Consider the following 25,881-nt stretch of genomic DNA (forward strand, 5'->3'; position numbering starts at 1 on the left):
CTCACTGCCCTCTCGTACACCCGCACAGCACCACCCTGGGAGAACCCCGTGAAGCGACAGCTGACCCATGACGACATCCGCGCGGCCGTGTACGGCGGTGCCGTACTCGGCGGAGGCGGCGGCGGCTTCGTGGAGCGGGGCCTGCGCACCGCCGAGCTGGCCCTCCAGGTCGGCACGCCCGAGCTGTGGAGCGCCGACGAGTTCGCGGACGGGGACCTGACCGCGACCGTGGCCCTGGTCGGCGCCCCCGCCGCGCCCGACCCGCAGGTGCTGCCGACGCACCTGGTGCGCGCACTGGAACTGCTGCGCCGTGAACTGCCGGGCGACCTGGTCGCGCTGCACACCAACGAGAACGGCGCCGAGACCACGATCAACGGCTGGTTCCACTCCGCGCTCACCGGCCTGCCGGTCATCGACCTCGCGTGCAACGGCCGTGCCCACCCCTCCAGCCAGATGGGCGCGATGGGCCTGCACCGCCGCGAGGGCTACCGGTCCAGCCAGGGCTACGCGGGCGGCAAGCCGCACGCCTATGTCGAGGGGGCCGTCTCCGGCGGCCTGGACGCGACGTCGAACGTCGTCCGCCGCGCGTCCGTGGAGGCGGGCGGCTGGGTCGGCGTCGCCCGCAACCCGGTCGAGGTCGGCTACGCCGTCCGCAACGGCGCCCCGGGCGCCATCGGCTTCGCGATCGAGCTGGGGCGCCGCTTCCTGGCCGACGGACCGGCCGGCGCGGCCGCGCAGCTGGGCGGCGAGATCGCTGCGGCGGGGACCGTCCGCGAGTACCGCTGCGAGCAGCGCGAGGGCCTGGATGTGGGCGTCGCCGTGCTGGACGACGCCGACGGCACCACGCTGCACTTCGTCAACGAGTACATGGCGCTCGACCTGGCGGGCGGCCGCCGGGCCGCGTTCCCGGACCTGATCACGACGTTCGACGAGGCGGGACAGCCGCTCGCCTCCGCCGATGTCGCGGTGGGCCGGCGGATCGAGGTCCTGGTCGCCCCGGCGGAGAACCTGCTGCTGTCGCCGACGATGTACATGCCCGAGGTGTACGCCCCCGTGGAGGCGCTGCTCGGCATCGAGTTCGCGCCCGCCGGGAAGGCGTTCGCCCATGTCTGAGCCGTTCCTCGCGGACCCGGGCCCCGTACGGGAGTTCTGCGACGCGCAGTGGGAGGCCGAGATCCTGCCACTGGTCCGGGACCACATCCGGGTCCCGGCGGTCAGCCCCGCCTACGACCCCGAGTGGGAGGCCCGGGGCCACCTGGACCGGGCCGTGGACGCGCCGGCGGCCTGGCTGCGCGCCGTCCCGCTGCCGGGCCTGCGCACCGAGGTCCTGCGCGCCCCCGGCCGTACGCCCCTGATCTTCTTCGAGGTCCCCGGCGCGGGCACCCGGGCCGAGGAGACCGTCCTCTTCTACGGCCACCTCGACAAACAGCCCGAGGGCGGGGGCTGGACCGGGGGCCGCACCGCGTGGGAGCCGTCCTTCGACGGCACCCGGCTGTACGGGCGCGGCGGCGCCGACGACGGGTACGCGCTGCCCGCGTCGGTGACCGCGATCCGGGCGCTGGCCGGGCAGGGCGCGGCCCGGCCCCGGTGCGTCGGGGTGTTCGAGGCCGGGGAGGAGTCCGGCAGCCCGGACCTGGACCACTGGTTCGGGGTGCTGGCGGACCGGATCGGCGAGGTGGGCCTCGTGGTCTGCCTGGACTCGGGCGCGGGCGACTACGAACGGCTCTGGCTGGTCACGTCGTTGCGCGGGGCCTGCGGTGGCACGCTCGACGTGCGGGTCCTCGGCGACGGCGCGCACTCCGGGGACGCCGGGGGCGTGGTGCCGTCGTCGTTCCGGGTGCTGCGGCAGCTGCTCGACCGCGTGGAGGACCCGGCGACGGGCAGGCTGCGCCCCGCCGCCCTGCACGGCGCGGTGCCCCCGGAGCGCCGGGAGCAGACCCGCGAGGCGGCGGCCCTGCTCGGCGACGGGGTGCGGGAGCGCTTCGACTGGTACGGGGAGACCTCGGCCGTGGCCGACGACCCCGGTGAGCTGCTGCTCAACCGGGCGTGGCGCCCCAGCCTGGAGGTCACCGGGGCGGACGGGCTGCCGCCGGTCGCCTCGGCCGGCAACGTGCTGCGCCCGCACACCCGGGTGAAGCTGGCACTGCGGCTGCCGCCGACGGTGGACGCCGCGGCGGCCGTCGCGGAGCTGGGCAGGCTCCTGGAGACGGACCCGCCGTACGGCGCGGCGGTCCGCTTCACGCCCGACCGGGTCCTCGCGGACGGCTGGCAGGCCCCTGCCGAGGAGCCGTGGCTGAGCGCCGCGCTCTCCGGGGCGAGCCGGGCCTGCTTCGACGGGGCGGAGATCGCCCGGATCGGGCAGGGCGGCACGATCCCGCTGATGGGGAAGCTGTCCCGGCAGTTTCCCGGGGCCCAGTTCCTGGCCTGCGGAGTGCTGGGCCCGGGCGCGAACGCCCACGGCCCGAACGAGTCGCTGCACGTCCCGTACGCGCGGCGGCTCACCGCGAGCCTGTCCCTGACCCTGAACGCCTTCGCCGTACGGGAGCCGGCAGAGGCGGGGTGAGGGGGTGTCACGCCTTCTTCAATGACGTGAGGTGGGCGAAGACGACGACGTTGGCCGCGTAGCCGTCCTTCTTGTTGAAGCGTCCGCCGCACGTCATCAGGCGGAGCTCCGGACGACCGGTGCTGCCGTACACCTTGTCGTCGGGGAACTTGTCCTTGGTGTACGTCTCCACAGCGTCGACCGTGAAGACCGCCTTCTGCTTGTCGGCCCGGGTGACGGTGACCTTGTCGCCCTTGTGCAGGGCGTTGAGGTTCAGGAAGATCGCCGGTCCGGTCTCCGTGTCGCGGTGGCCGACGATCAGCGAGGTGCCTTTTTCGCCGGGCGAGGGCCCGTCGCGGTACCAGCCCACCTCCCGGGGCTTGCTCATGGGCGGGGCGCCGAGGTGCCCCTTCTTGTCGAGTCCGAGGCCGGTGACCGGCGCCTCGATGAAGATCGCGGGCACCGCGACCTTCACCGGCCGCGACGGGGAGAGGGGCGCGTGCGAGACCGGCCGGTCGCCGCCGCCCGCGGCGTCGTTGCCGTGGGCGGCGGCGACCGGATCGCCGGGCGAGTCGGAACTCGCCCAGACGATGCCGGCCACCAGCGAGGAGGTCACGCTCAATGTCATCGTGAGACGACATGCCCGGCTCGGGCCCCGTCGGCGTCTTCTGCGCGGGTTATGCCTCGTTGCGGGCACGGCGGCGTGCGGCTCGGCGGACCATGATCAGCCCGGCGGCTCCGGCGGCACCGGCCGCGAGCGCGGCGGTGGTCCCGACGTTCGAGTCGCTCTCGGAGCTGACGCCCTCCATGTCCGGCACGCCGCCGCCGCCGGCGGGCACACCGCCGGACGGCTGCTCGTAGCCCGACTCGGAGCCCGAAGCGGCGGAGCCGCGCTCGGCGTTGTTGCCGGAGCCGTTGTTGCCGGCCGGCTTGGTGCAGTTGACCTTGAACGCCTTGTTCTTCGGGCCGGACGGAACGATCCACACCAGCTGGTACGTGCCCTCGGGGAGCAGGTACTCCTGGCTGCGCGCCGAGCCGTTCACCAGGGGGAGGGTGCTGGCGAGGGTGTCCCCCGGGGGAACGGTCGGGGGCTGCGCGGTGATGGTCCACGGCACGGCCGGCATGTCGCCGAAGTTGCTGGCCTGGAGGACGAACTTGCAGACCTCGTTGCCGTCGCCGCCGCGCGCCGCCCAGCCGCCGGGGCGGATGTCGATGTCACCGCTGTCGCCGGGGGCGGCGAAGGCGGCCGACGCCCCGCCCAGCGTGGCGGCGGCGGCCGCGACCACGGCGGCCGCGACGGTGCCCGCGCGAACGCTGCGGGCACGGACGGAAGCGGAAATACGCATGCTGAACTCCTTCGAGCCGGGATGATTGTCGTACTGATCAATCGATCGACCTAAGAGATGCCATGACCCGCGGGATAAATGCCGCGTAACACTCTGAAAAGTGCGACAAGTACCCTGAGTAGCCGATAGCGGTCCGACCCGAAGGGCCCCCGGACGCGCGAACGGGGCGCCCGGTGAGCGCCCCGTTCCCGCTGGTGTCTCCGCAGCTCAGCCCGGCCCCACCCCGGCCTCGGCCGCCGCGCGCCGCCTGCGCTGCCCCGCCACGTCCGCCACCGGCGAGGCGAGCAGCAGGGTGCGCGTGTAGGCGTGGCGCGGCTCGGAGGTGACCGTGGCGGCGTCGCCCGTCTCCACGATCTCGCCCCGGTGGATGACCGACACGCGGTGGCTCATGAAGCGGACGACGGCCAGGTCGTGGGAGACGAAGAGGTACGCGACCCCTGTCTCCTCCTGGATCTCCAGGAGCAGGTCGAGCACCGTCCGCTGGGTCGTCAGGTCCAGTGCGGACACCGGCTCGTCGCAGATGACCAGCCGGGGCCGCAGGGCCAGCGCCCGGGCGATCGCGACCCGCTGCCGCTGTCCCCCGGAGAACTCCCGGGGCAGCCGGTCCGCCGCGTCGGACGGCAGGTGGACCCGCTCCAGCAGCCCGGCGACCCTCCCCCGGGCCTCCCGCGCCCCCGCCCCCTGCCCGATCAGCGGCTCGGCGAGGGTGTCCCCGATGGTGCGGGACGGGTTCAGGGAGGTGTAAGGGTCCTGGAAGATGACCTGGAGGTCGCGGCTGAGGGCCCTGCGGCGGCGGGCGGGGGCGTGCTCGATGCGCTCGCCGTCGAAGGTGACCGTGCCCGAGCGCACCGGGACGAGCCCGAGGACGGCGCGCCCGATGGTGGACTTGCCGGAGCCGGACTCGCCGACCAGGCCCAGGGTCTCCCCGGCCCTGACGGAGAGGCCGACGCCCCTGAGCACCTCGGTCTCCGGGGCGCGCCGGCCCTTGCCGGGGAAGGAGACCCGCAGGTCCCGCACGGTGAGCAGGGCGTCCGCTTCGGCGGCGTCGGGCGCGGCGTCGGAGGTCTTCATGCGGTGACGGTCCTTGCTTCTCGGGGCTGCCAGGGGGCGCGGGCGGGCGCGTCGTCCAGGACGGCGGCCAGGAGGGTCCGGGTGTACGGGTCCCGGGGCGCTCCGAGGATCTGTTCGGTGGTGCCGGTCTCCACGATGCGGCCGGCGTTCATCACGGCGACCCGGTCGCAGAGGTCGGCGACGACCCCGAGGTTGTGGGTCACCAGGAGGACGCCGAGGCCGCGTTCGTCCCGCAGGCGGCGCAGCAGGGCGAGCACTTCGGCCTGGACGCGGACGTCGAGCGCGGTGGTGGGCTCGTCGGCGATGAGGAGGTCGGGGTCGCAGGACATGGCACCGGCGATCAGGACGCGCTGGGCCATGCCGCCGGAGATCTCGTGCGGATGGAGGCGCAGGGTGCGGTCCGGGTCGGGGATCTCGACCAGGCGCAGCAACTCGCGTGCCTTGTCGGCGGCTTCCTTGCGGCCGAGTCCGAGGTGGTGGCGTACGGGCTCCATGAGCTGGCTGCCGATGGTAAAGGCGGGGTCGAGATTGCTCATGGGTTCCTGCGGTACGTACGCGAGGGTGCGGCCGCGCAGCGCGCGGTGGTCGCGTTCCCGCAGGCCCGCCGTCTCGCGGCCGTTGACCGTGACGCTGCCGTGCGTGACGCGCCCGCCCTCGGGCAGCAGGCCCAGGACGGAGAAGGCCGTCTGGGTCTTCCCGGAGCCGGACTCGCCGACCAGGCCGACGATTTCGCCGGGGCGCACATCGAGGTCGATGCCGTGCACGACCTCCTTGTCGGTGCCGTCGGGCCGGGTGTAGGCGACGGTGAGGCCGCGCACGGAGAGCAGTGCGGCGCGCGGGGCGGTGGACGCCTCGGGCTCGACGGGTTCGGCGGGCCCGGTGCGCCTGCGGCGGGCGGGCCGGGGCGTCTGGTCCTCCAGGGCGTCGCGTACGGCTCCGGCGAGCAGGACGAGCGCGCAGTTGGTGAGGCCGAGGGCGAGTCCGGGCCAGAGGATGAGCCGGGGGGCGCGCTGGATGTTCTGGAACGCCTCGTTGAGCATGGCGCCCCAGGTGGCGGACGACCCGCTGCCGACGCCGAGGAATTCCAGCCCGGCCTGGAGGGCGATCGCGATGCCGGCGACCAGGGCGATCTGGATGATGATGGGGCCGCGTACGACGGTCAGGACGTGCCGGGCGACGATGCGCGTGTCGGAGAGTCCGGAGACCTTCGCGGCGTCCACGTAGAGCTCGCCCCGGACGTTGGCGACGATGCCGCGCACCAGGCGGAAGAAGCTGGGCGCCACCAGGACGCCGAGCACGATCATCAGGACGTGGACGTCCGGGCCGAGGATGGCGCGGGAGGCGAGCAGCACGACCATGGCGGGCAGGGCCATGACGAGGTTGACCGTCCAGGTGGCGGCGGAGTCGAACCAGCCGCCCCGGTACCCGGCGAAGAGCCCGGACGGCACACCGAGCACCAGCGCGATGGCGAGGGCGAGCAGCGCGCCGCCCAGCGTGTTGCGTCCGCCGTACAGCACCCGGGCGAGGATGTCGCGCCCCGCCGAGTCCATGCCGAGGGGGTGGCCGCCGCTCGGCCCTGCGAACGCCTCGCCGAGCGAGGAGGCGCCGGGGTCCTGCGAGGCGATCACGGGCGCGAGGAGCACGGCCGCGACGACGATCAGGAGCAGGGCGGCGGAGAGCCCGCCGAGGGGGTTGCGCAGGACCCTGCGCAGGGTGCGGCCGGTACTCATGCGACCCTCGCCTTGGGGTTGAGCCAGCCGATCAGGATGTCGACCAGGAGGTTGATCAGGACGACGCCGACGACGGTGAGCATGACGAGGGCCATGATCACGGGGATGTCGCCGCGGGTGGTGTAGGTGACGGTCATGGAGCCGATGCCGGGGAGCCCGAAGATCTGCTCCACGAGGACGGCGCCGCCGAGCAGCCCGACGAACTGCATGCCGAGCACGGACAGCGCGGGCGCCGAGGCGTTGCGCAGGACGTGCTTGAACACGATGCGGGACGCGGGCAGTCCGCGGGCGCGCAGGGTGCGTACGTAGTCCTGGCGCAGGGCGTCGATGACGGCGCCCCGCACCTGCTGCGAGACGCCCGCGACGGAGGCCACGGACAGGGAGAGCACCGGCAGGGTGATGGTGGAGAGCCAGCCGCTGGGCGAGTCGGTGAATCCGGTGTAGCCGATGGCCGGGAACCAGCGGAGCCGTACCGCGAAGACCAGTACCAGGACCAGGGTGAGCAGGAATCCCGGCAGGGCGTAGCCCACCACCCCCAGCACCTGCACGAAGCGGTCGGCGGCTCCGCGCCGCACCCCGGCCCACACCCCGAGCAGGAAGGCGAGGACCGTGGTGACGGCGGTGACGCCGAGCATCAGGCTGGCCGTGACGGGGAGGCGGTTGCCGACGGCCCGACCCACGTCCTCACTCGTGAACCAGGAGGTGCCGAGGTCGCCTCGGACGGCGTGGGCGAGCCAACTTCCGTACTGTTGGAGCACCGGGTCGTCCAGGCCCAGCGACGCGTTCTTGGCGTCGATGGCGCTCTGGGAGGCGCTCTCGCCGAGCAGTTGCCGGCCCACGTCGATGTGCGGGACGGAGAGCAGCAGATAGGTGAGGAAGGAGATCACGACCAGGAGCAGGGCTCCGGAGGCGATCCTGCGGGCGATGAAGTTCAGCATGACACTCGGTATCCGTCGGCGCGGGGCGCTACTGGGCAGGCGCGTAGTTGTAGATCGAGGGGACGGCCATGCCGGACTGCGGCGCGATCTTCACGGTGCCGTCCGAGACGTGCAGATAGCTCATCCGGTAGAAGGGCACGAACCAGGCTTCCTCGACGAGGTGTTGGTTGAGTTCGCGGGCGGCCGACTTCGCCTCGGCCTCGCTGCCGGCCTTGAGGACGGGCAGCAGCTTCCGCGTCACCTCGTCCGTGGTGCCGAACATGTTGAAGGCGCCCGGGGTGACCAGCTCGTCGGTGGCCGCCCAGTCCGAGGTGGACTGGCCCATGTTCATGACCATGCCGGAGTACTGGCGGTCCTTGAACACCTTCTGGACGGCCGAGGCGCCGTCGAGCGTGTCCCAGACGAGCTTCACGCCGATGGCCTTGAAGTCGGACTGGAGCGAGGCGGCGAGCGCGTCGTTGACGATCGCCGTGATGCGTGGCAGCTTCAGCGTGAAGCCGCCTGCGTAACCAGCCTGCTTGAGAAGGGACTTGGCCTTGGCGGGGTCGTGCGCGTAGTAGCCGTCCAGCTTCTTGTCGTACGCCTGGGTCTCGGGGCCGAAGACCTGCGAGGTGGTCCGGCCGCGGTTCTGGCGGATGCGGTCGAGCATGGTGTCGCGGTCGACGGCGTAGTTGAGCGCCCGGCGCACGCGCGGGTCGCGCAGCGCGGGGGTGATCTTGCCGTCGCGGTCGAAGAGCAGCAGCCCCTGGAAGTCGAACTCCTGCTTCTCCGTCTTCACCTCGGGGTCGGACTCGATGGCGATCTGCTGGTCGGCGGTCTGGAGGAGCGCCGCGTTGACCTGCCCGGTCTTGAGGCCGTTGGTGATGGCGGTCTCGTTGTCGAAGAAGCTGATGTTGATGTTCTTGTAAGGGAGCTCCTTGCCCCAGTAGCCGGGGTTGCGGCTGTAGGACCACTTGGTGCCGACGGTGGTCCGCGTCTTGTCGAGGCGGTAGGGGCCGGTGCCGTCCGGGGTGGTCTTGAGGCTGTCGCCCTTCGTGAACTGCCGCGGGTTGGCCATCAGTCCGGGCGCGTCGCTGAGGTAGAACTCCATCGCCGGGTTGGGCTGCTTGAACTTCAGCGTGACGTGGGCGGCGTCGGTGACGTCGACGGCCTCCAGGTCGTTCAGCCACTTCGCGGAGGCGCCGCCGCCCTTCTGGAAGCGCTCCAGGTTCGCCTTGACCGCCGCGCCGTCGAAGGCGGTGCCGTCGGCGAACTTGACGTCCTTGCGCAGGGTCAGCGCGAGCGCGGTGTGGTCCTTGTTGTACGTCCACTCCGTGGCGAGCATCGGGCTGAAGGTGCCGTCGGGTTCGCGCTTGATGAGGGTGTCGTACATCGCCTGGAAGTACGGCAGGGCGCTGCCGGTGGCGACGGCGGGGTCCAGGCTCTGCGGGAGGGTCATCGTCGCGATGTTCAGCGTGGACGATCCGGCGCCCGCGGTGCCGCCGTTGTCGCCGGCGCATCCGGCGAGGGCGAGCGAGGCCGCGAGGCAGGCGGCGACCGTCGCGGTTCGGGCAGTTCTGCTCATGTCTTTCGCTCCGTCTGGAGAGCCGGGGGCACCGCCCCGGCGAAGATTGCCGGTGAGCCTACCCACGGAATTAACCACTTGGTAGGTTTTTGCTCGGTGGAATTAACCAGCCGGTAAGTTCTGCTGGACGAGGACCGATCGCGGCAGGAGACGACCGAAGTGACCGACCTTGCGCCCGAGGCGCCCCGGCGGCTGTCGAAGGGTGAGCGCACCCGTGCGCGCATCCTGGACTCCGCGACCGAGCTGTTCGCCCGCTCCGGCTTCCTCGCGGTCTCGCTGCGCGATATCGCCGCCCACGCCGGGCTCACCCATGCCGGGGTGCTGCACCACTTCCCCGGCAAGGAGGCCCTGCTCCTGGATGTGCTGAGCCGCCGGGACGAGCTGGACGCGCGCCGCCTCTTCCCCGGCGTGCTCGCCCCGGGCGAACCGGAGCCGGAGCCCGCCGAGCGGCTGCGGCTGCTGCTCGGCGTGGTCGACCGCAACGCCCGGACGCCGGGCCTGGTCGCGCTGTACGCGAAGCTGTCGGCGGAGGCGTCCGATCCGGACCACCCCGCCCACCTCTACTTCGTACGGCGCTACCAGGTGCTGCGCCGCGAGACGACCGGCCTGCTGGCGGAGCTGTTCGCGGCCGGCGGTGCCCGGGAGGACCCGGCCGCCGCGGCGCAGCAGCTGCTGGCCCTGATGGACGGGCTCCAGACGCAGTGGCTGCTGGAACCGGAAGCGGTCGACATGGCCGAGCAGGTCCGCGCCTTCCTCCGCCGCCACGGCGTCGCGGCGGAGGGGCGGGGCTGAGGCGTCAGTGACCGAGGGCGGCGAGGACGGCATCGGCCGTGCTCCTGTGTCCGGCGGCGTTCGGGTGGAAGCCGGCACCCTCGGCGGAGTCGGCCGGTTCGATCCAGCGCACCCCCGCGGCCCGGCAGGCGTCGTGCCCGACGGACGGACCGTAGGTGTCGACGTATCCCGCACGGTGCGCCCCGGCCCGCTGCGCCATCATCGCGTCGAGCTGCTTCTCCTCGTCCCGGACCCAGCCGAAGTCGCCCTCGGCGAGCGGGATCGTGGCGCGGCAGGAGCTGCCGTCGTCGGGGAGCAGCGAGGGGTAGCCGACGACGAGGACCCGGGCCTGCGGCGAGCGGGCGTGGATCGCGTCGAGCACCGCGTCCAGCTTCGGTGCGGTGGCGTTGATCCGGGAGCCGATCTCGTCGGTGCCGAACAGGGTGAAGCTGCTCTTGCAGGGCGAGCCGTGCGGCGCGAGGTAGCCGACGAGGACGCACCGGGTGATGACCCCGGCGAGGTCCAGGTCGTTGCCGCCGATCCCGAGGGTGACCAGGGTGGTGTCGGGGCGCAGCGCGTCGAGCTGGGGCGCCACGGAGCCCTGCGGTCCGGCCATGTGCGTGGTGTCGGCCCCGGCGCAGGTGACGTCGGTGAACGAGGCGGCGCCCACCGCGGCCGCCACGAGCGAGGGGTAGTTGCGGTCGGAGCGCCCGCAGACCGTGTCGGTCTGCTGCGGAATGCCGGGCCCGGAGCTGTACGAGTCGCCGAGCGCCACGTACCGCACGGGGTCGGCGGCCGCCGGGGCGGCCGGGGCGGCGACGCCGGGGGCCGCGGCGGCCGCGAGCAGCGCGGCGGCGGTGGCCGCCGCGAGAGCGAGACGCGGGGCGCGGGCCGGGTGGCCCGCCCCTTGGCGCGCGGGGGTGGTCGACCGACCGGATGCCGACATGACCGTTCCTCGATTCATGGGAGAGCGGAGCCGACGGGACGGACGGCAGCAGCAGGGAGCTCATCGGAGCGGACCGCCCGAGCTCGAAAACCGTACGGTGATCGGTTTCTGGCCGTCAAGAGCCGCGCCCGAAATGAAATCCGGCCGTTCGAGGTGGTCCCGCGCGCCGCACGCGGGGACCCTTGACACCAAAAACCGATCACCATACGTTTTTGGGCCGCATGCCGTCTTGCCCCGATTCGCCCGCCGGACGGTCACGGCCCGCCCCTCGCGCCCGGCACCCGCCCTCTTCACGGAAGCCCGACAGGTACTCGTATGACTCAGCGATCCACCCCCCACCCCTCCCCCGCCACCGCCCTTCCGCTCGCCGAGAAGGCCGCCCTGACCAGCGGTTCCGGGGACTTCGTGAGCGAGGGGTCCGAGGCGGCGGGGCTGCCCGTCGTCCGCATGTCCGACGGCCCGCACGGGCTGCGGCTGCCCCGGGAGACCGGCGACGGCGGCCAGCTCGACCTGCACAGCGCGGCGCCCGCCACCTGCTTCCCGCCCGCCGTCGCCCTCGGCAGCAGCTGGAATCCGGAGCTGGCCGAGGAGGTCGCCGCCGCCATCGCGGCCGAAGCCGCGGCGCACGGCGTCCATGTGGTGCTCGGGCCGGGCATCAACATCAAGCGGTCACCGCTGTGCGGCCGGAACTTCGAGTACTTCTCCGAGGACCCTCTGGTCTCGTCGGAGCTGGGCGGCGCGATGGTGCGCGGGCTCCAGAAGGCCGGGGTCGGGGCGTCGCTCAAGCACTACGCGGCCAACAACCAGGAGACCGACCGGATGCGGGTCAGCGCCGACATCGACGAGCGCCCGCTGCGCGAGATCTATCTGCGCGCCTTCGAACGCGTCGTCCGCCGTGACAAGCCGTGGTCCGTCATGGCCTCCTACAACGGCGTCAACGGCGTGCCCGTGGCGCAGCACACCCGCCTGCTGACCGAGATCCTGCGCGACGAGTGGGACTTCGACGGGATCGTCGTCTCCGACTGGGGCGCGGTGCGCGACCGGGTCGCCGCCCTCCGCGCCGGCCTCGACCTCCAGATGCCGGGCCCGGGCGGGCACACGGACCGCGAGGTGGCCGCCGCCGTGGAGTCCGGCGCGCTGGACGAGGCGGTGCTCGACCGGACCGTCGAACGCCTCGCCCTCTTCGCCGACCGCGCGACCGGCGGGGCCGGGACGCCCGCGCCGTTCGACGCGGAAACCTCGCACCGCATCGCCGGACGCGCCGCCGACCAGTGCGTGGTGCTCCTGAAGAACGACGGGGCGCTGCTGCCGCTGGACCCGGCGCGCGGCAGCCTGGCGGTCATCGGCGAGTTCGCCCGTACGCCCCGCTTCCAGGGCGCGGGCAGCTCGCAGGTCACCCCCACCCGGCTCGACGTCCCGCTGGACGGCCTGCGCGAACGGGCGACGGGCGCGGAGGTGCGGTTCGCCGCCGGGTACGCGCTGCCGGGCGCCGAGGACGGGCCGACGGAGGCCGAACTCGCCGACGAAGCGGTGCGGTTGGCCGAGTCGTCCGACACGGCGGTGCTGTTCCTCGGGCTGCCCGCGCAGGACGAGTCCGAGGGCTTCGACCGCGACCATCTGGACCTGCCCGCCGCCCAGACCGAGCTGCTGCGGCGGGTCCTGGACGTCAACCCGCGCACGGTCGTGGTGCTGTCCAACGGCGGGGCCGTCCGCACCGCACCCTGGCAGGACCGGGTGCCCGCGCTCGTGGAGGGGTGGCTGCTCGGCCAGGCGGGCGGCGGCGCGCTCGCCCGCGTCCTGTTCGGCGCGGTCAACCCGTCCGGAAAGCTGACGGAGACGATCCCGCTGCGCCTGGAGGACTCCCCGAGCCATCTCTCGTTCCCCGGCGAGGAGGGCAGGGCCCGCTACGGCGAGGGGATCTTCGTCGGATACCGGGGGTACGACACGCAGCGCCGCGAGGTCGCGTTCCCGTTCGGCCACGGCCTGTCGTACACGACGTTCGGTTACGCGGACCTGGCGGTGCGGGAGGACGGCGACGGCTTCCACGTCACGCTGACCGTCACCAACACCGGCACGGTCGCCGGGCGCGAGATCGTGCAGCTGTACGTGGGCGGGCCGGACGGTTCACGCGTCCTGCGGCCGGTGCGCGAACTGCGGGGCTTCGCCTCGGTGTTCCTGGAGCCGGGCGCGAGCGCCGAGGTGGCGGTGCGGGTGGCGCGGCACGATCTGGCGTACTTCAGCGAGCGCGAGGGCGGCTGGAAGGTCGAGGACGGCCGCTACCGCTTCGAGGCCGGCGCCTCCTCGCGGGACATCCGCGCCCAGGTGGAGACCGACGTGGCGGGCGACCCCTCGGGGCTGCGGCTGACCGGTCGGAACACCCTCGCCGAGTGGTTCGAGCACCCGGTGGGCGGCCCGCTGCTGATGGAGGCGTTCGCGAAGGCGCGTACGGACGAGTCCGCGAGCGCGCTCGCCGATCCCATGATGCTGCGGTTCCTCGCCGGAGTGCCGCTCGACGTGATCTGCGAGTTCCCGCAGAGCCCGCTGTCCCCCGAGAGCCTGCCCGCCCTGGCGGACGAGGTGGAGGCCCGCACGGCACGGCAGGAGGGCTGAGACGGCCACCGGCCGGGTGGCGCCCGGCCGGGAGCCCGTCCGGGACGCCTTCGTACGCGGCTGCGCCGACGATCCGGGCGCCGCGCAACTGGCCGTCCGCCACCACGGGCACCCGGTGGTCGATCCGGCCTCCGGTCCGCCGGACTTCGGGACGGAGGCGGTGACCGCGACGGCGGCGGCGCGCTGACCCGTACGGGAACGCTGGAGGGGCGGCGCATGCGCGCCGCCCCTCCTTCCCGGGTCAGGCCCCCTCGGGCGCCGGGCGTGGGTCGAGGATGGTGAGCAGGTCCTCGATGGGCTGCTCCATGTCCGTGGAGCGGTCGATCAGCCATTGCAGCTGGATGCCGTCGGCGACGGCGACCAGGAGCACCGCCAGCCGTTCCGGAGGGATCGCGGAGCTGATCCGCCCCTCCGCGATCCCGTCCCGGACGAAGTCCGCGACGCGTTCGCGCACCACCGGGTAGCGCTCGGCGAAGTGGGCGTGGGCGGGGTGGGCAGGGTCGCTGGCGGCGGCGGCCATCGAGACGAACAGCTCGACGAGGCCGGGCGTCTTGGCGCCCTCCCGGATGATCTCGCGGTAGCCGTACGGATCGGCGCGCTCCACCTGCCGGGCCCGCGCCGTCTCGTCACGCATCCGCAGGACCTGGGTGAGCAGGTCCTCCTTGGAATCGAAGTAGTGCATGAGTCCGGGCAGGCTGAGGCTGCACTTCGCCGCCACCTTCCGCAGGGAGGTACCCCGGTACCCCTCGGCGGCGAAGATCTCCAGTGCCGCGTGCAGGATCTCGCTGCGCTTGGCCTCGCCCTTCTCGTACGGGCCCCGTTTCGCCATGCCGGTCACCCTAACGCGAGGAGGGTGCGGTCACCGACCCGAGCGTGGCCCCGGCGGGCAGCCGGCGCTCCCGGGACAGGCCGCCCAGCCAGCGCGCCGACTTCTTGGGCGTCCGGGCGAAGGTGTCGCGGTCGACCGCGATCAGCCCGAACGTCGGCCGGTAGCTCCCCCACTCGTAGTTGTCGAGGGCGCTCCAGTGCAGATAGCCGCGTACGTCGACGCCCTCGGCCATCACCTCGGCGAGGCTCGCCAGGGCGCGTGCGGTGTAGGCGATGCGCCGCTCGTCGTCGTCCGTGGCGATGCCGTTCTCGGTGACCAGGACCGGCACGCGCGGGCCGACGACCTCCGCCGTGTGCCGGACCGCCTCGCCGAGCGCTTCGGGGTAGAACTCCCAGCCGGTGAGGGTCAGTTCGGCGCCCGGGGGCGGGGGCAGGGTGCCGTCGGGACCGATGCGGTGGCGGGTGTATGCCTGGACGCCGATCCAGTCGTCCTCGCGGGCGGCCTCCAGGAAGACGTCCTCTCGGGGCCACGCGTAGGCGGTCGCGGCGGACGCGCAGCCCGGCTCGGGCTGGTACACCTGATTGGCCACGGTCCAGCCGACCAGGACACCGGGCACGGTCTCCTTCAGCGCGGCGGCGGCGGCCCGGTGGGCGCGGATCAGGGCCCGGATCACCTCGGGGTCCGGGGCGAAGGAGGCCGGGTCGACGGCGGCGGCCCCGGCCTCGCGGGCGGCGTTCGCCCCGTGCGCGACGCTCTCCCAGCCGTGCTCGGCCGCATGCCGCTTGAGGGCGTACATCAGGGCCATGATGTTGGGCTCGTTGATGGTGGCGACATGGCGGACGCCCTCGCGCAGGATGCCGGCGCAGGTGCGCGCGTAGGCCGCGAACAGTTCCTCCGCACCGGGGGCCGTCCAGCCGCCGAGGTCGCTGAACCACCGGGGCGAGGTGAAGTGGTGGAGGGTCACGACCGGGGTCAGCCCGCGTTCCAGCGCGCCGCGCACCATGGCCCGGTAGTGCGCGACGGCGGCGCGCGAGATCCGGCCGCGCTCCGGCTCGATACGCGCCCACTCGATGCTGAACCGGTAGGAATCGAAGCCGAGTTCGCGCAGCAGGTCCATGTCCTCGGGCCACCGGTGGAAGCTGTCGGCCGCGTCCCCGCTGGGCTCCTGGACGAAGCTCCCGGGGTGGTTCTCCAGGGTCCACCAGTCGCTGGAGACGTTGTTGCCCTCGACTTGGTGGGCCGAGGTCGACGCTCCCATGAGGAAGCCTTCCGGCAGGGCGAAACCGGGTCCGGCCTCGTGCACCATCGGGTTCTCCTTTCGCCCGGAGGCGGCCCGTTCGCCCCCTCCGCAAAAAGCGTTCATTGATCGGTTTTCGTGTTAGCGTACAGGTGGCAGCGGTACGGGAGAAGAGGCGGCAGGTCCGGTCTCGCTCCGGCGCCGAATGCCCGGGGGGCCGGACCCGCCGGAACCTGACACCGCCGCTCCGGCTCCCCGGCCCACCGCGTACACCTCAGGGAGAAGCCTGTGAACGCCGTCATCCCGCACGCCGACGCCCGGCCGTCGTCCCCCGCCGGCGCACTGCCCGCCGCCGCCCCCTGGCACGTACGGGCGACGGACCCGGCCCTGGCGGAGGTGGCCGAGACCGTACGGGCGCTGCTCGCCCCGCACCTGCCGGACGCGTCCGGCGGCACGCCCCTGGAGCTGGTCCTCGCCCTGGACGAGTCGGCGTCCGCGCCCCCCCTCGGCGTCTCCCCCGAGGGGTTCGCACACCCGGTGGACGAGGGCTACCGGCTGCGGGTGGACGCCGACGGCATCACCTGCCACGGCCGCACCCCGGCCGGGGTGTTCCGGGGCGCGACCACGGCCCTCCAGCTCATCGCCACCGGTCAACTCCCGTACCAGGAACTGACGGACGCCCCGCGCTACGCCTGGCGCGGCCTCATGGTCGACCCGGCCCGCAGCTTCCTCGCCCCGGACGAGGTACGCCGGATCATCGACCTCGCCGCGCTCTACAAGCTCAACGTCCTGCACCTCCACCTCACCGACAACGAGGGCTGGCGCATCGAACTGCCCGGCACCCCCGCGCTGACCGCACCGGGCACGGACTTCTACACGGCCGCCGAGTACCGGGAGCTCCAGGAGTACGCGGCCCGCCGCTTCGTCACGGTCGTCCCCGAGATCGATCTGCCGGGCCACTGCGCGACGTTCCGGGCCGCCGTGCCCGGCCTTCCCCCTGCCCCCGCCCCGGCCGGGCTCGCGGACCGCTTCCCGTTCGTGCCCCCGCTCGACCTGACCGACGGGACGACCCGCGCCGCCGTGGCCCGTGTCCTCACCGAGGTCTGCGCCCTGACGACCGGCCCCCACGTGCACATCGGCGCCGACGAGGCGTTCGGCGCGACCCCGGAGAGCTTCGACGCCTCCGTACGCGAACTGCGCACGCTCGTCCGCGAGCTGGGCAAGCGCCCGGTGGCCTGGCAGGAGTCCTCACGCGCCGGGATCGGGCCCGAGGACATCGCGCAGTACTGGGTGGACGTGGAGATGTTGGACCTCCCGGACACGGCGGAAGGGCTGGCCGCCCGGCCCGAACTCGTGGCCGCCGGACGGACCGTGGAGCTCATCGCGGCGCTGAAGAACTTCTTCGCCCCCACCGACGACGACCTCCGCCGCACCGTCGAGGGCGGCGGGCGCGTGCTGCTGTCGCCCCAGTCCCACCTGTACCTGGACCGCCCGTACGCGGCCGGGTTCGCCCCGCCCGAGCAGTCCGCCGAGGCGGCCCGGCTCGGCTTCGAGGGATACCGGCCGCTGGGCATCCGCCACACGGCGGCCTGGGACCCGGGCGCCTACGCGATCCCGGACGCGAACGTCGCTGGCGTGGAGGCCACGGTCTTCGCCGAGAAGTTCAAGGGCTTCGAGGACGTCTCCGTACTCCTGCTGCCCCGGCTGGCCTCGGTCGCGGAGGCCGCGTGGTGCGGGCGCGCGCCGGAGTGGGCCGAATACCGCGAGCGCCTGGCCCGTCACGGCCGTGTCTGGGCCGACCGGGACCTGCCCTACTTCGCCTCCACGGAGGTGGACTGGCGCTGAGGGCGGCCCCTCAGGCGCCCAGCCCGAGCAGTTCCGCGAACGCCGTGCTCCCCGCAGGCGTCACCTTCACCGCGCGCCCCGAGCCGACGCGGCGGACCCACTCGCGCTCCAGGGCCGCCGCGCACAGCGCCGCGCCCAGGGCGCCGGCGAGGTGGGAGCGGCGCTCGGTCCAGTCCAGGCAGGTGCGGACGAGGGGGCGCCGGGCCCCTGCGGGCTGCCGGAAGTCCAGGGTGTCGGCCAGCCAGGCGCGGCCCGCCGGGGTGACGGCGATCCCGGAGGCGGTGTCGACCAGGCCGCGCGCGGTCATCGCGTCCGCCAGGGCGACCCCGAGCCGGCCCGCCAGATGGTCGTAGCAGGTGCGCGCCCGGGCCTCGGCGTCCTGGCGGACCGAGGCGCGCAGGGTGCGCGGGCGGGAGGTGCCGGGGGCGTACGCGGCGAGCGCCTCGGTGAGCGCGGCCGCCTCCGGGCCCGCGAGCCGGACATAGCGGTGCCTGCCCTGGCGCTCCTCGGCCAGCAGCCCGCCGGCGACGAGGCGGGAGATCTGCTCGCTGGCGGTGGACGCGCTCACGCCCGCGTGCCGGGCCAGCTCGCCGGACGTCCAGGCGCGCCCGTCGAGCAGCGCCTCGCAGAGGGCGGCACGGGTGCGGTCGGCGAAGAGGGCGGCGGTGTCGGCGAGTGAGGACATGCCTCCATGGTGGCGCAGGGACGGTTCGGCGGGGGCCGAAGTGTTCCGGGCCTACGGTCGGAGCCATGAGCCACCCGACGACACATGAGTTCAGTCAGTACGCGGAGGTCCTGGCGGCCCTCTCCGACCCCGCGCTCGTCCCGCCGCCGCCCGTCCCGGTCGAGGGCCCGCCCGGTGCGAGTGTCGCGTGGCTGCGGGGCTCGGTGGCGAGGTTCGCCTCCGGTGAGGCGCACCGGCGGCGCCGGGCCCTCGTGGAGGCCGAACTCGCGCGCCTGGCCCCGGCGGATGTGCACCGGGCGGCTTCGGGGGCCGACACCCGTAGCGATCCGCGGACGCGGGTGGTGCGCGGTCTCGCCGCCGCCCTGCACATGCCGGAGCCGGAGCGGGTCGCCCGGGAGGTGGGAGCGGTCGCGGACGCGTACTTCGGCGAGGACGGCGGACCCGGCGCCGACCGGGCCGTCGCCCGGCTCGTGGCGCTGCTCGCCCCGGGCGTCGTGGACGACACCGGGCTGGAGGCCGTCGCCAACCGCATCGGGCTCCTGGTCCAGGCGTGCGCCGCGACAGCAGCACTGGTCGAGGCGGCCGGGGACGGGGTACCCACGGCCCGGGTGCTGCGGGACGATCCGCCGGTGCGGGTCATGCGCCGGACCGCCGCGCGGGCCACCCGGGTCGCCGGACGGGAGATCGCCGAGGGCGACGAGGTGGTCCTCGACCTGGGGGCCGCCCAGCAGGGCCACGCCGCCCCGCTCGCCTTCGGCGCACCGCCCCGGGCATGCCCCGGCAGGGCGCACGCCCTCGCGCTGGCCGAGGGGCTGCTCGGGCGGCCGATGACCCCGTTCGCCCGCCTCCACCACCAGGGGAAGGCCCTGCTGCTGCCGAACGCCTGGGATTACGCGTCGGCCGCCGCGCTGGCCGCCGAGGGGTTCGAGGCGGTGGGGACCACCAGCCTGGGCGTGGCGGCGGGGCTCGGGCTGCCGGACGGGGCGGCGGCGACCAAGGAGGCGACCGTGGAACTGGCCGGGAGGCTGGGCCGGGGGCCGTTCCTGTTCAGCGTGGACGCCGAAGGGGGGTTCAGCGACAACCCGGCGGAGGTCGCCCTGCTGGCGCGCCGGCTGTACGAGGCGGGGGCGGCGGGGATCAATCTGGAGGACGGGCGGGCCGACGGCACCCTCGCCCCGGTGGAGCTGCACGCCGCGAAGATCGCCGCCGTGAAGGAGGCCGTGCCCGGGCTGTTCGTCAACGCCCGCACGGACACGTACTGGCTGGGGATCGCCCCGGAGCGGACCGCCGGCCGGCTCGCGGTGTACGAGCGGGCCGGGGCGGACGGGGTGTTCGTGCCGGGGCTCTCGGATCGGGCGGGGATCGCCGCGCTGACCGCCGCCCTGGTCACCCCGCTGAACGTGCTGTACAGCCCGGCCGGACCCGGCATCGCGGAGCTGGGCGCCCTGGGGGTGCGCCGGGTCAGCCTGGGTTCGCTGCTGTACCGGGAGGCGCTGGCCGGGGCGGTGTCCACGGCCGCCGCGATCCGGGACGGCGGGCCGGTGCGGGGCGGGGCGCTCCCGTACGCCGATGTGCAGGCGCTGGCGCCGGGCGACGGCTAGGGCCTGGCGTCGCCCGGCAGACGGGAATTTGACGACAGGACCTAGGGGGTCGCGGCGGAGACGACGTAGACGACCGGTGACATCGGGTCCGTCATGTCGACGGTGATGTCCTGGGTGGGGCGCGGGTCCTTGTTGGTGTGGGTGGTGCCCGCCCAGGAGACGCCGTCGCCGAAGTACCAGCCGGCGATCTTCGTGTCGCGCTTGCCGATGGTCACCTTGCCGGGTTGCAGGGCGGCGCGGCCGGTGCCGATGTCGGTCAGGAAGGCGTCCAGGCCGTTGGACGTCGTGCGGAACTGCATGTACATCCGGCTGGCCTTCCAGTTGTTCGTCTCGTAGTACTGCACGCCGGTCGCGTACCCGGGGATCGGGACCTCGAAGATGCGGCGCAGCATCTTCGACGGCCAGCCGGGGCGCAGCCCCTGCGCGGCGGCCTCGGCGGCCTTGTCCTGGCCGGAGCGGCGGCTCTGGCCCGCCGAGATCAGCAGGTAGCCGGCGGGGACGCCGATGAGCAGCACGATGATCGTCGCCGTGATCAGGCGCCGGCGGATCAGATGGCGGCGGGTCTCGGGGGGCCGCCCGTCGCCCTCGTCCGGGGGCGGCGGGGACTGGCGCGGCACGACGGGGTGCTCGGCTGCGGTCATGGGTGTGGGGCCCCTAGGAAGTGCGGGTGTTGCGGTTGCTGCGGAGGGTGCTCGCCGCCTGGTCGTAGATCTGCGCGTACCGCTCGTACCGCTCGACGCGGCGGCGGTTGGTGCGGCGGAAGCGCCGCGCGACCAGCCGGGCGAGGTCCGCCGCGCCGACCATACCGGCCTCCGGGCCGAGCTGTGCCTTGGCGATGCGGGCCTCGGGGCGGTAGCCGCGCCCGGTGAGGTGGCGTTTGAAGGCGTCCCGGGCCGGGCCGATGAGCAGGTCGTCGGCGGCGCTGACCCCGCCGCCGATGACGAAGCAGGAGGGGTCGAGCGCGGCGGCCAGATTGGCGATGCCGACGCCGAGCCACTGGCCGATGTCCTGGAGCAGCTCGACGCACATCGCGTCGCCCTCGCGGGCCAGTTCGGTGATGAGCGGTCCGGTGATGTCCGGGACGTTGCCCTTGACGCGTTCGATGATCCCGTGGGCCACCGGCGAGTCGGCGGCGGCCAGCTCGCGGGCCTCGCGGACCAGCGCGTTGCCGGAGCTGTACTGCTCCCAGCAGCCCCGGTTGCCGCAGGGGCAGCGGTGGCCGCCGGGCACGACCTGCATGTGGCCGAACTCACCGGCGACGCCGTACTTGCCGCGCTTGACCTGGCCGTCCTCCAGGATCGCGCCGCCGATGCCGGTACCGAGGGTGATCATGACGAGGTGGTCCTCGCCGCGCCCGGCGCCGAAGCGCCACTCGGCCCAGGCGGCGGTGTTGGCGTCGTTGTCCACCATGACGGGAACGACGAGCCGGGAGGCGAGGGCGTCACGCAGGGGCTCGTCGCGCCAGGCGAGGTGCGGGGCGAAGAGGACCTTGGAGCGGTCCGCGTCGACCCAGCCGGCCGCGCCGATGCCCACCGCGTGCACGTCGTGCCGGTCGGAGAGGTCGAGGACCAGCTCCACGATGGTGTCCTCGACGACCTTCGGGCTCTTGGACTTGTCCGGGGTCTCGGTGCGCACGGTCTCCAGGATCGTGCCGTCGGCGTCCACGACACCGGCCATGACCTTGGTGCCGCCGATGTCGATCCCGACGGTGGGGACCCGGGGCGCCGTGAGGTGCGAGCGCCTTTCCCGGGTGCCCACGGTCCGCAGGACGGTCGCGCGGGCGGAGCCGCGGTGTGCGAAGTCGCGGTACGTGCTCATCGTCCCTGAAAGGTGTGGGGTGACCGGGTCAGGAGTGATCCCGGTGGCGGACGGCGCCCGTCCGTCCCGATTCTGCCATTGCCGGGAGGGCGGGGCCGTCGGACGGGCGGGCCGGCCGCGCTTCTACGGCTTGTCGAGGGGGCCCGGTCCCGAGGTGCGCTCCAGCTCGTGGCTCAGCTCCTCCAGCTCGCTGCCGCCCGCCATCTGCCGGGTCAGCTCGTCCAGCGTGACGCTGTCCTTGGTGTGGCTGCCGGCCATGGCGCCCCGCTTGAGGAGGACGAACCGGTCGCCGACGAGATAGGCGTGGTGCGGGTTGTGCGTGATGAGGACCACGCCGAGTCCGGCGTCGCGGGCGGCCGCGATGTACTTCAGGACGACCCCGGACTGCTTGACGCCGAGGGCGGCCGTCGGCTCGTCCAGGACGAGCACCTTCGCGCCGAAGTGGACGGCGCGCGCGATGGCCACGCACTGCCGCTCGCCGCCGGACAGGGTGCCGATGGGCTGGTCCACGTCCCGCAGGTCGATGCCCATGCGGAGCAGCGCCGAGCGGGTCGTCTCGCGCATCAGCTTCACGTCGAGGCGCTTGAAGGGGCCGGCGCCGGTGGTCGGCTCGGAGCCCAGGAAGAAGTTGCGCCAGACCGGCATCAGGGGGACGACCGCGAGGTCCTGGTAGACCGTGGCGATGCCCCGGTCGAGGGCGTCGCGCGGGTTGGCGAGGGTGGTCTCCTCGCCGTCGATGAGGAACCGTCCGGCGTCGTGCCGGTGCAGCCCGGCGATGATCTTGATGAGGGTGGACTTGCCGGCGCCGTTGTCACCGAGCACGCAGGAGATCTCGCCCGCGTGGACTTCGAGGGAGACCCCTTCGAGCGCCTTGATGTTGCCGTAGTACTTGGCCACGTCGTCCAGCTCGACGAGGGCCTGCCGACCGGTGTCCTGCGGCCCGTCCTGGGCCTTGGGGGCCGTCATTTCGTCGCCTCCGCGCGCTTGCGTACCCATGCGTTGAGCAGGGTAGCCAGGAGCAGCATCGCTCCCAGGAAGAACTTGAACCAGTCCGGGTTCCACTCCGCGTACACGATGCCCTTGCTGGTCATGCCGAAGATCAGGGCACCGACCGCCGAGCCGATCGCGGAGCCGTAACCACCGGTGATCAGGCAGCCGCCGATGACGGCCGCGATGATGTAGATCAGCTCGTTGCCGACGCCCTCGCCGGACTGCACCACGTCGTAGCTGAACAGCAGGTGCTGCCCGGAGACCCAGGCGCCGAAGGCGACGCCGAGGTAGAGCCCGATCCTGGTGCGGATGACCGGGACGCCGACCGCGCGGGCCGCGTCCGCGCCACCGCCGACGGCGAAGATCCAGTTGCCGAAGCGGGTGCGGAGCAGGATCCAGGTCGCGACGGCCACCAGTCCGGCCCACCACAGCAGCGTCACCTTGAGCTCGACGCCGCCGACGGTCCAGTAGGAGGCGAAGAGCTTGCGGGCGGAGGGGAAGCCCTCCATGTCGCCGATGCCCTTCGTGGAGACGGTCCCGCTGATCAGCTTGGTGAGGCCCAGGTTGAGACCGGTCAGCATCAGGAAGGTGCCCAGCGTGATGATGAAGCTGGGGAGTTTCGTACGGGTCAGCATGAAGCCGTTGAACGCGCCGAAGGCGAGCGTGACCAGCAACGACACGAAGACGCCGACCCATACGTTGGCCGTCATCTGGTAGCTGAACATCGAGGAGATCAGCGCGGAGCTGGTGACCATCACACCGGCGGACAGGTCGAACTCGCCGCCGATCATCAGGAGCGCGACCGGCGCCGCCATGATCCCGATGGTGGAGGCCGCGTACAGCACCGTGCCGAAGCTGGTGGCGCGCAGGAAGCTGTCGGCGACGATCGCGAAGAACAGGAATACGGCCAGCGCGCCGACGACCGAGCCCAGCTCCGGGCGGCCGAGGAGCTTGCGCAGCGGAGAGGTGCGCAGCAGCCGTTCGTCCGCGACGGCCGACGATCCGGGCCCGGCGGTCATCGGGTGCCCCGGCCGGCGTACTCGGCGAGCTGGTCGGCGTCCTTCGCGGTGATGATCTGCGGGCCGGTGAGGACCGGGCGGCCGCCGCCGAGGACGTTGCGGTTGTAGCGGTAGAGCCAGAGCAGGTCGACGGCCTCGTAGCCCTGGAGGTAGGGCTGCTGGTCGACGGCGAAGCCGAGGGTCTTGGACTTCAGGCCCGCGGCGACGGTGGCGTTCAGGTCGAAGGTGTCGATCTCGGCCTTGCTGCCGGCGGTCTTCTTCGCCTTCACGGCGGCGTCCGCGAAGGGCGCGCCGAGCGTGACGACGGCGTCGATGTCCTTGTCGGACTGGAGCTTCGCCTCGATGGACGCCTGGACGTCGGGCATGTTGGTGCCCTCCACGTACAGGTTCTGCATCTGGCCGTCGAAGGTCTTCTTCGCTCCGGCGCAGCGCTGCTCGTGGCCCACGTTGCCCTGCTCGTGCAGGATGCACAGGGCCTTCTTGCGGCCGCGCTTGTTCAGCTCGTCGCCGACTGCCTCACCGGCGATGGACTCGTCCTGGCCGATGTGGGTGAGTGCGCCGTACGCCTTGGACTCGGCGGAGCCGGAGTTCACCGTGATCACGGGGATGCCCGCGCGGACGGCCTTGGCGACGACGTCCTTGAGGGCGTCGGGCTTGGCGAGCGTGACGATCAGCCCGTCGACCTTCTTGTCGATGGCCGCCTGCACCAGCTGGGCCTGCTGCTGGCCCTCGTCGTTGTGCGAGTACAGGAAGTTGATGTTGTCCTTCTTGGCGGCCATGTCGGCGCCCTTCTGGACGATGTCCCAGAAGGTGTCGCCGTCGCCCGAGTGGGTGACCATGGCGAAGGTCCAGCGGGGCGTGTTCACCGCGGCCCGGCCTTCGGCCGCGGCCTTGGCCGCACGCTCCTCCGCCCGCTTGCCGCCGGTGCTGCTGCATCCCATGAGGGACACCCCCAGCACCGCCGCAAGCACGGCGCCCATCGCACGTACCCCTGTCCGAACCCTTGCCACGACGCCGTGCCCTTCTTGTGCTGCTCGCTGTGCTGCTGCCGGTGGAGCCGGGGCCTGTGGTCCCGGCCCGGCTGGGCAAGTATCCCCGAGCACGCGCCGCCGCGACCCGGAGGGGCACGAACAGGACGGCGGCGCGTCGCTCACCAGCGCACCGGCAGCCGGCGCACCCCCCGGATCAGCGTGCCGGGCAGCCAGTCGAACGGGGCGGCCTCCGGGTCCGTCTCCAGGCCGGGGCAGCGTTCGAGGAGCGCGCGGATCGCGATGCGGCCCTCCATCCGGGCCAGCGGGGCGCCCAGGCAGAAGTGGATGCCGTGTCCGAAGGCGAGGTGGCCGCGGGTGTCGCGGCGGATGTCGAAGCGGTCGGGCTCGGGGTAGCGGGCCGGGTCGCGGTCCGAGCCCGCCAGGGAGACCAGGACCGCGTCGCCGGTCGCGATGGTCCGGGAGCCGACCTCGACCGGTTCCCGGGCGAAGCGGAGGGTGGCCGTCTCGACGGGTCCGTCGTAGCGCAGCATCTCCTCGACGGCGCCGTCGAGGAGCGAGAGGTCGGCGCGGAGCGCGGCGAGCTGGTCCGGATGGTCGAGCAGGGCGCGTACGCCGTTGGAGATGAGGTTGACGGTCGTCTCGTGGCCGGCGACGAGCAGCAGGAAGGCCATGCCGACCAGCTCGTCGGGCGAGAGCGCGTCGTCGTCCTCGTGGCGGGTGGCGATCAGGGCGCTGAGCAGGTCGTCGCCGGGTGAGCGGCGCTTGGCGTCGATCAGCTCCGTGAGGTAGCCGCCCATGGCGCGGACCGCCTCGCCCTCCTCCAGCGCGTTCGCGGGGGCGACGACGCCGTTGGACAGCTTGCGGAAGGCGGTCCGGTCCAGGTCGGGTACGCCGAGCAGCTCGCAGATCACGGTCATGGGGAGCGGGAAGGCGAGCGCGTCGACGAGGTCGGCGCGGCCCTCGGGAATCATCAGGTCGAGGAGTCCGCCGGTGATCTCCTCGACCCGGGGGCGCAGCGCCTCGATGCGGCGCGGGGTGAACTCGCGGGCGACGAGCTTGCGCAGCCGGGTGTGGTCGGGGGCGTCGGTCTCCAGCATGTTGGCGTTGATCGGGTCGCCGCCGGTCTCGCCGGGCAGCGCCCGCCAGTCCTTGCCGAAGCGCTGGTCGGACAGGACTGCCCGGCCCTCGTCGTAGCCGACGACGAGCCAGATGCGGTCGAACTCGTCGGTGCGGACGAGGTGCACGGGTCCGTCCGCGCGCATCCGCGCGTAGTAGGGGTAGGGATGCGCGGTGAAGTCGGCCAACCCCCGCAGATCCACAACGGTTTCGGACATGGGCCCGCCCTCC

Annotated in this window: 23 protein-coding genes; 7 read left to right on the forward strand and 16 right to left on the reverse strand. The window is 73.2% G+C overall.

The window, feature by feature from the left end:
- Positions 1-48: 48 nt before the first annotated feature.
- Positions 49-1,113, forward strand: a complete 1,065-nt coding sequence (locus tag ACFZAT_RS10590; RefSeq protein ID WP_391262828.1) for a DUF917 family protein — start codon at positions 49-51, stop codon at positions 1,111-1,113.
- Positions 1,106-2,563 (forward strand): M20/M25/M40 family metallo-hydrolase, encoded by a 1,458-nt coding sequence (locus ACFZAT_RS10595; RefSeq protein ID WP_391262830.1) that lies wholly within the window; start codon positions 1,106-1,108, stop codon positions 2,561-2,563. Before ACFZAT_RS10590 ends, ACFZAT_RS10595 begins: the two co-directional genes overlap by 8 nt.
- 7 nt (positions 2,564-2,570) lie before the next feature.
- Here the strand turns inward: ACFZAT_RS10595 and ACFZAT_RS10600 are convergent, their stop codons facing one another.
- The 6 genes from ACFZAT_RS10600 to ACFZAT_RS10625 form a co-directional block, all read right to left on the reverse strand.
- The gene (locus tag ACFZAT_RS10600) at positions 2,571-3,170 is read right to left on the reverse strand and encodes a class F sortase (protein WP_391262832.1); all 600 of its coding nucleotides are present in this window, start codon (positions 3,168-3,170) and stop codon (positions 2,571-2,573) included.
- 49 nt (positions 3,171-3,219) lie between these two features.
- The gene (locus ACFZAT_RS10605; RefSeq protein WP_391262834.1) at positions 3,220-3,888 is read right to left on the reverse strand and encodes a hypothetical protein; all 669 of its coding nucleotides are present in this window, start codon (positions 3,886-3,888) and stop codon (positions 3,220-3,222) included.
- Between the two features lie 207 nt (positions 3,889-4,095).
- Positions 4,096-4,959 carry an ATP-binding cassette domain-containing protein gene (locus ACFZAT_RS10610; protein ID WP_391262836.1) on the reverse strand — a complete coding sequence of 288 codons (864 nt, stop codon included), beginning with the start codon at positions 4,957-4,959 and terminating at the stop codon, positions 4,096-4,098.
- Entirely contained in the window at positions 4,956-6,689 is a 1,734-nt protein-coding gene (locus ACFZAT_RS10615; RefSeq protein ID WP_391262837.1) for an ATP-binding cassette domain-containing protein, read from the reverse strand. The genes ACFZAT_RS10610 and ACFZAT_RS10615 overlap by 4 nt, the downstream gene beginning before the upstream one ends.
- Positions 6,686-7,627 carry an ABC transporter permease gene (locus ACFZAT_RS10620; protein WP_265539477.1) on the reverse strand — a complete coding sequence of 314 codons (942 nt, stop codon included), beginning with the start codon at positions 7,625-7,627 and terminating at the stop codon, positions 6,686-6,688. Before ACFZAT_RS10620 ends, ACFZAT_RS10615 begins: the two co-directional genes overlap by 4 nt.
- A 28-nt stretch (positions 7,628-7,655) precedes the next feature.
- Positions 7,656-9,191 carry an ABC transporter substrate-binding protein gene (locus tag ACFZAT_RS10625; RefSeq protein WP_391262839.1) on the reverse strand — a complete coding sequence of 512 codons (1,536 nt, stop codon included), beginning with the start codon at positions 9,189-9,191 and terminating at the stop codon, positions 7,656-7,658.
- 159 nt (positions 9,192-9,350) lie between these two features.
- On the opposite strand from ACFZAT_RS10625, the gene ACFZAT_RS10630 reads away from it, so the two are divergent.
- Entirely contained in the window at positions 9,351-9,983 is a 633-nt protein-coding gene (locus ACFZAT_RS10630; protein WP_391262841.1) for a TetR family transcriptional regulator, read from the forward strand.
- A gap of 4 nt (positions 9,984-9,987) precedes the next feature.
- Here ACFZAT_RS10630 and ACFZAT_RS10635 read toward each other — a convergent pair whose 3' ends face one another.
- Complete coding sequence (locus ACFZAT_RS10635) at positions 9,988-10,908, reverse strand: GDSL-type esterase/lipase family protein (RefSeq protein ID WP_391262843.1); 921 nt, start codon at positions 10,906-10,908, stop codon at positions 9,988-9,990.
- A 315-nt stretch (positions 10,909-11,223) separates the two neighbouring features.
- On the opposite strand from ACFZAT_RS10635, the gene ACFZAT_RS10640 reads away from it, so the two are divergent.
- Entirely contained in the window at positions 11,224-13,518 is a 2,295-nt protein-coding gene (locus ACFZAT_RS10640; RefSeq protein ID WP_391262845.1) for a glycoside hydrolase family 3 C-terminal domain-containing protein, read from the forward strand.
- 16 nt (positions 13,519-13,534) lie between these two features.
- Positions 13,535-13,705: a hypothetical protein gene (locus ACFZAT_RS10645; protein WP_391262846.1), complete on the forward strand. Its 171-nt coding sequence runs from the start codon at positions 13,535-13,537 to the stop codon at positions 13,703-13,705.
- Between the two features lie 54 nt (positions 13,706-13,759).
- Here ACFZAT_RS10645 and ACFZAT_RS10650 read toward each other — a convergent pair whose 3' ends face one another.
- Positions 13,760-14,347, reverse strand: a complete 588-nt coding sequence (locus ACFZAT_RS10650; protein ID WP_391262848.1) for a TetR family transcriptional regulator — start codon at positions 14,345-14,347, stop codon at positions 13,760-13,762.
- A gap of 10 nt (positions 14,348-14,357) precedes the next feature.
- Entirely contained in the window at positions 14,358-15,653 is a 1,296-nt protein-coding gene (locus ACFZAT_RS10655; RefSeq protein WP_391262850.1) for a family 1 glycosylhydrolase, read from the reverse strand.
- Between the two features lie 219 nt (positions 15,654-15,872).
- On the opposite strand from ACFZAT_RS10655, the gene ACFZAT_RS10660 reads away from it, so the two are divergent.
- Positions 15,873-17,429, forward strand: a complete 1,557-nt coding sequence (locus ACFZAT_RS10660) for a family 20 glycosylhydrolase (protein ID WP_391262852.1) — start codon at positions 15,873-15,875, stop codon at positions 17,427-17,429.
- Positions 17,430-17,439: 10 nt separating this feature from the next.
- On the opposite strand, the gene ACFZAT_RS10665 is transcribed toward ACFZAT_RS10660, so the two are convergent.
- Positions 17,440-18,114, reverse strand: coding sequence for a helix-turn-helix domain-containing protein (locus ACFZAT_RS10665; RefSeq protein ID WP_391262853.1), 675 nt, complete (start codon positions 18,112-18,114; stop codon positions 17,440-17,442).
- Positions 18,115-18,179: 65 nt separating this feature from the next.
- Here ACFZAT_RS10665 and ACFZAT_RS10670 point away from each other — a divergent pair, with 65 nt between their 5' ends.
- Complete coding sequence (locus ACFZAT_RS10670; RefSeq protein WP_391262855.1) at positions 18,180-19,715, forward strand: isocitrate lyase/phosphoenolpyruvate mutase family protein; 1,536 nt, start codon at positions 18,180-18,182, stop codon at positions 19,713-19,715.
- A 41-nt stretch (positions 19,716-19,756) separates the two neighbouring features.
- Here the strand turns inward: ACFZAT_RS10670 and ACFZAT_RS10675 are convergent, their stop codons facing one another.
- The 6 genes from ACFZAT_RS10675 to ACFZAT_RS10700 all read right to left on the reverse strand — a co-directional run bounded on the left by ACFZAT_RS10675 (position 19,757) and on the right by ACFZAT_RS10700 (position 25,868).
- Positions 19,757-20,356, reverse strand: a complete 600-nt coding sequence (locus tag ACFZAT_RS10675; RefSeq protein ID WP_391262857.1) for a hypothetical protein — start codon at positions 20,354-20,356, stop codon at positions 19,757-19,759.
- Positions 20,357-20,369: 13 nt separating this feature from the next.
- The gene (locus ACFZAT_RS10680; protein ID WP_365687172.1) at positions 20,370-21,533 is read right to left on the reverse strand and encodes an ROK family glucokinase; all 1,164 of its coding nucleotides are present in this window, start codon (positions 21,531-21,533) and stop codon (positions 20,370-20,372) included.
- Positions 21,534-21,656: 123 nt separating this feature from the next.
- Positions 21,657-22,499: an ATP-binding cassette domain-containing protein gene (locus ACFZAT_RS10685; protein WP_391262859.1), complete on the reverse strand. Its 843-nt coding sequence runs from the start codon at positions 22,497-22,499 to the stop codon at positions 21,657-21,659.
- The gene (locus ACFZAT_RS10690; RefSeq protein ID WP_391262861.1) at positions 22,496-23,542 is read right to left on the reverse strand and encodes an ABC transporter permease; all 1,047 of its coding nucleotides are present in this window, start codon (positions 23,540-23,542) and stop codon (positions 22,496-22,498) included. Before ACFZAT_RS10690 ends, ACFZAT_RS10685 begins: the two co-directional genes overlap by 4 nt.
- Positions 23,539-24,522 carry a substrate-binding domain-containing protein gene (locus tag ACFZAT_RS10695; RefSeq protein ID WP_391262864.1) on the reverse strand — a complete coding sequence of 328 codons (984 nt, stop codon included), beginning with the start codon at positions 24,520-24,522 and terminating at the stop codon, positions 23,539-23,541. Before ACFZAT_RS10695 ends, ACFZAT_RS10690 begins: the two co-directional genes overlap by 4 nt.
- Before the next feature lie 170 nt (positions 24,523-24,692).
- Entirely contained in the window at positions 24,693-25,868 is a 1,176-nt protein-coding gene (locus ACFZAT_RS10700) for a cytochrome P450 (RefSeq protein WP_391262865.1), read from the reverse strand.
- Between the last annotated feature and the right edge of the window lie 13 nt (positions 25,869-25,881).

Source organism: Streptomyces sp. NPDC008163, from assembly GCF_042956885.1.
GTDB lineage: Bacteria > Actinomycetota > Actinomycetes > Streptomycetales > Streptomycetaceae > Streptomyces > Streptomyces drozdowiczii_A.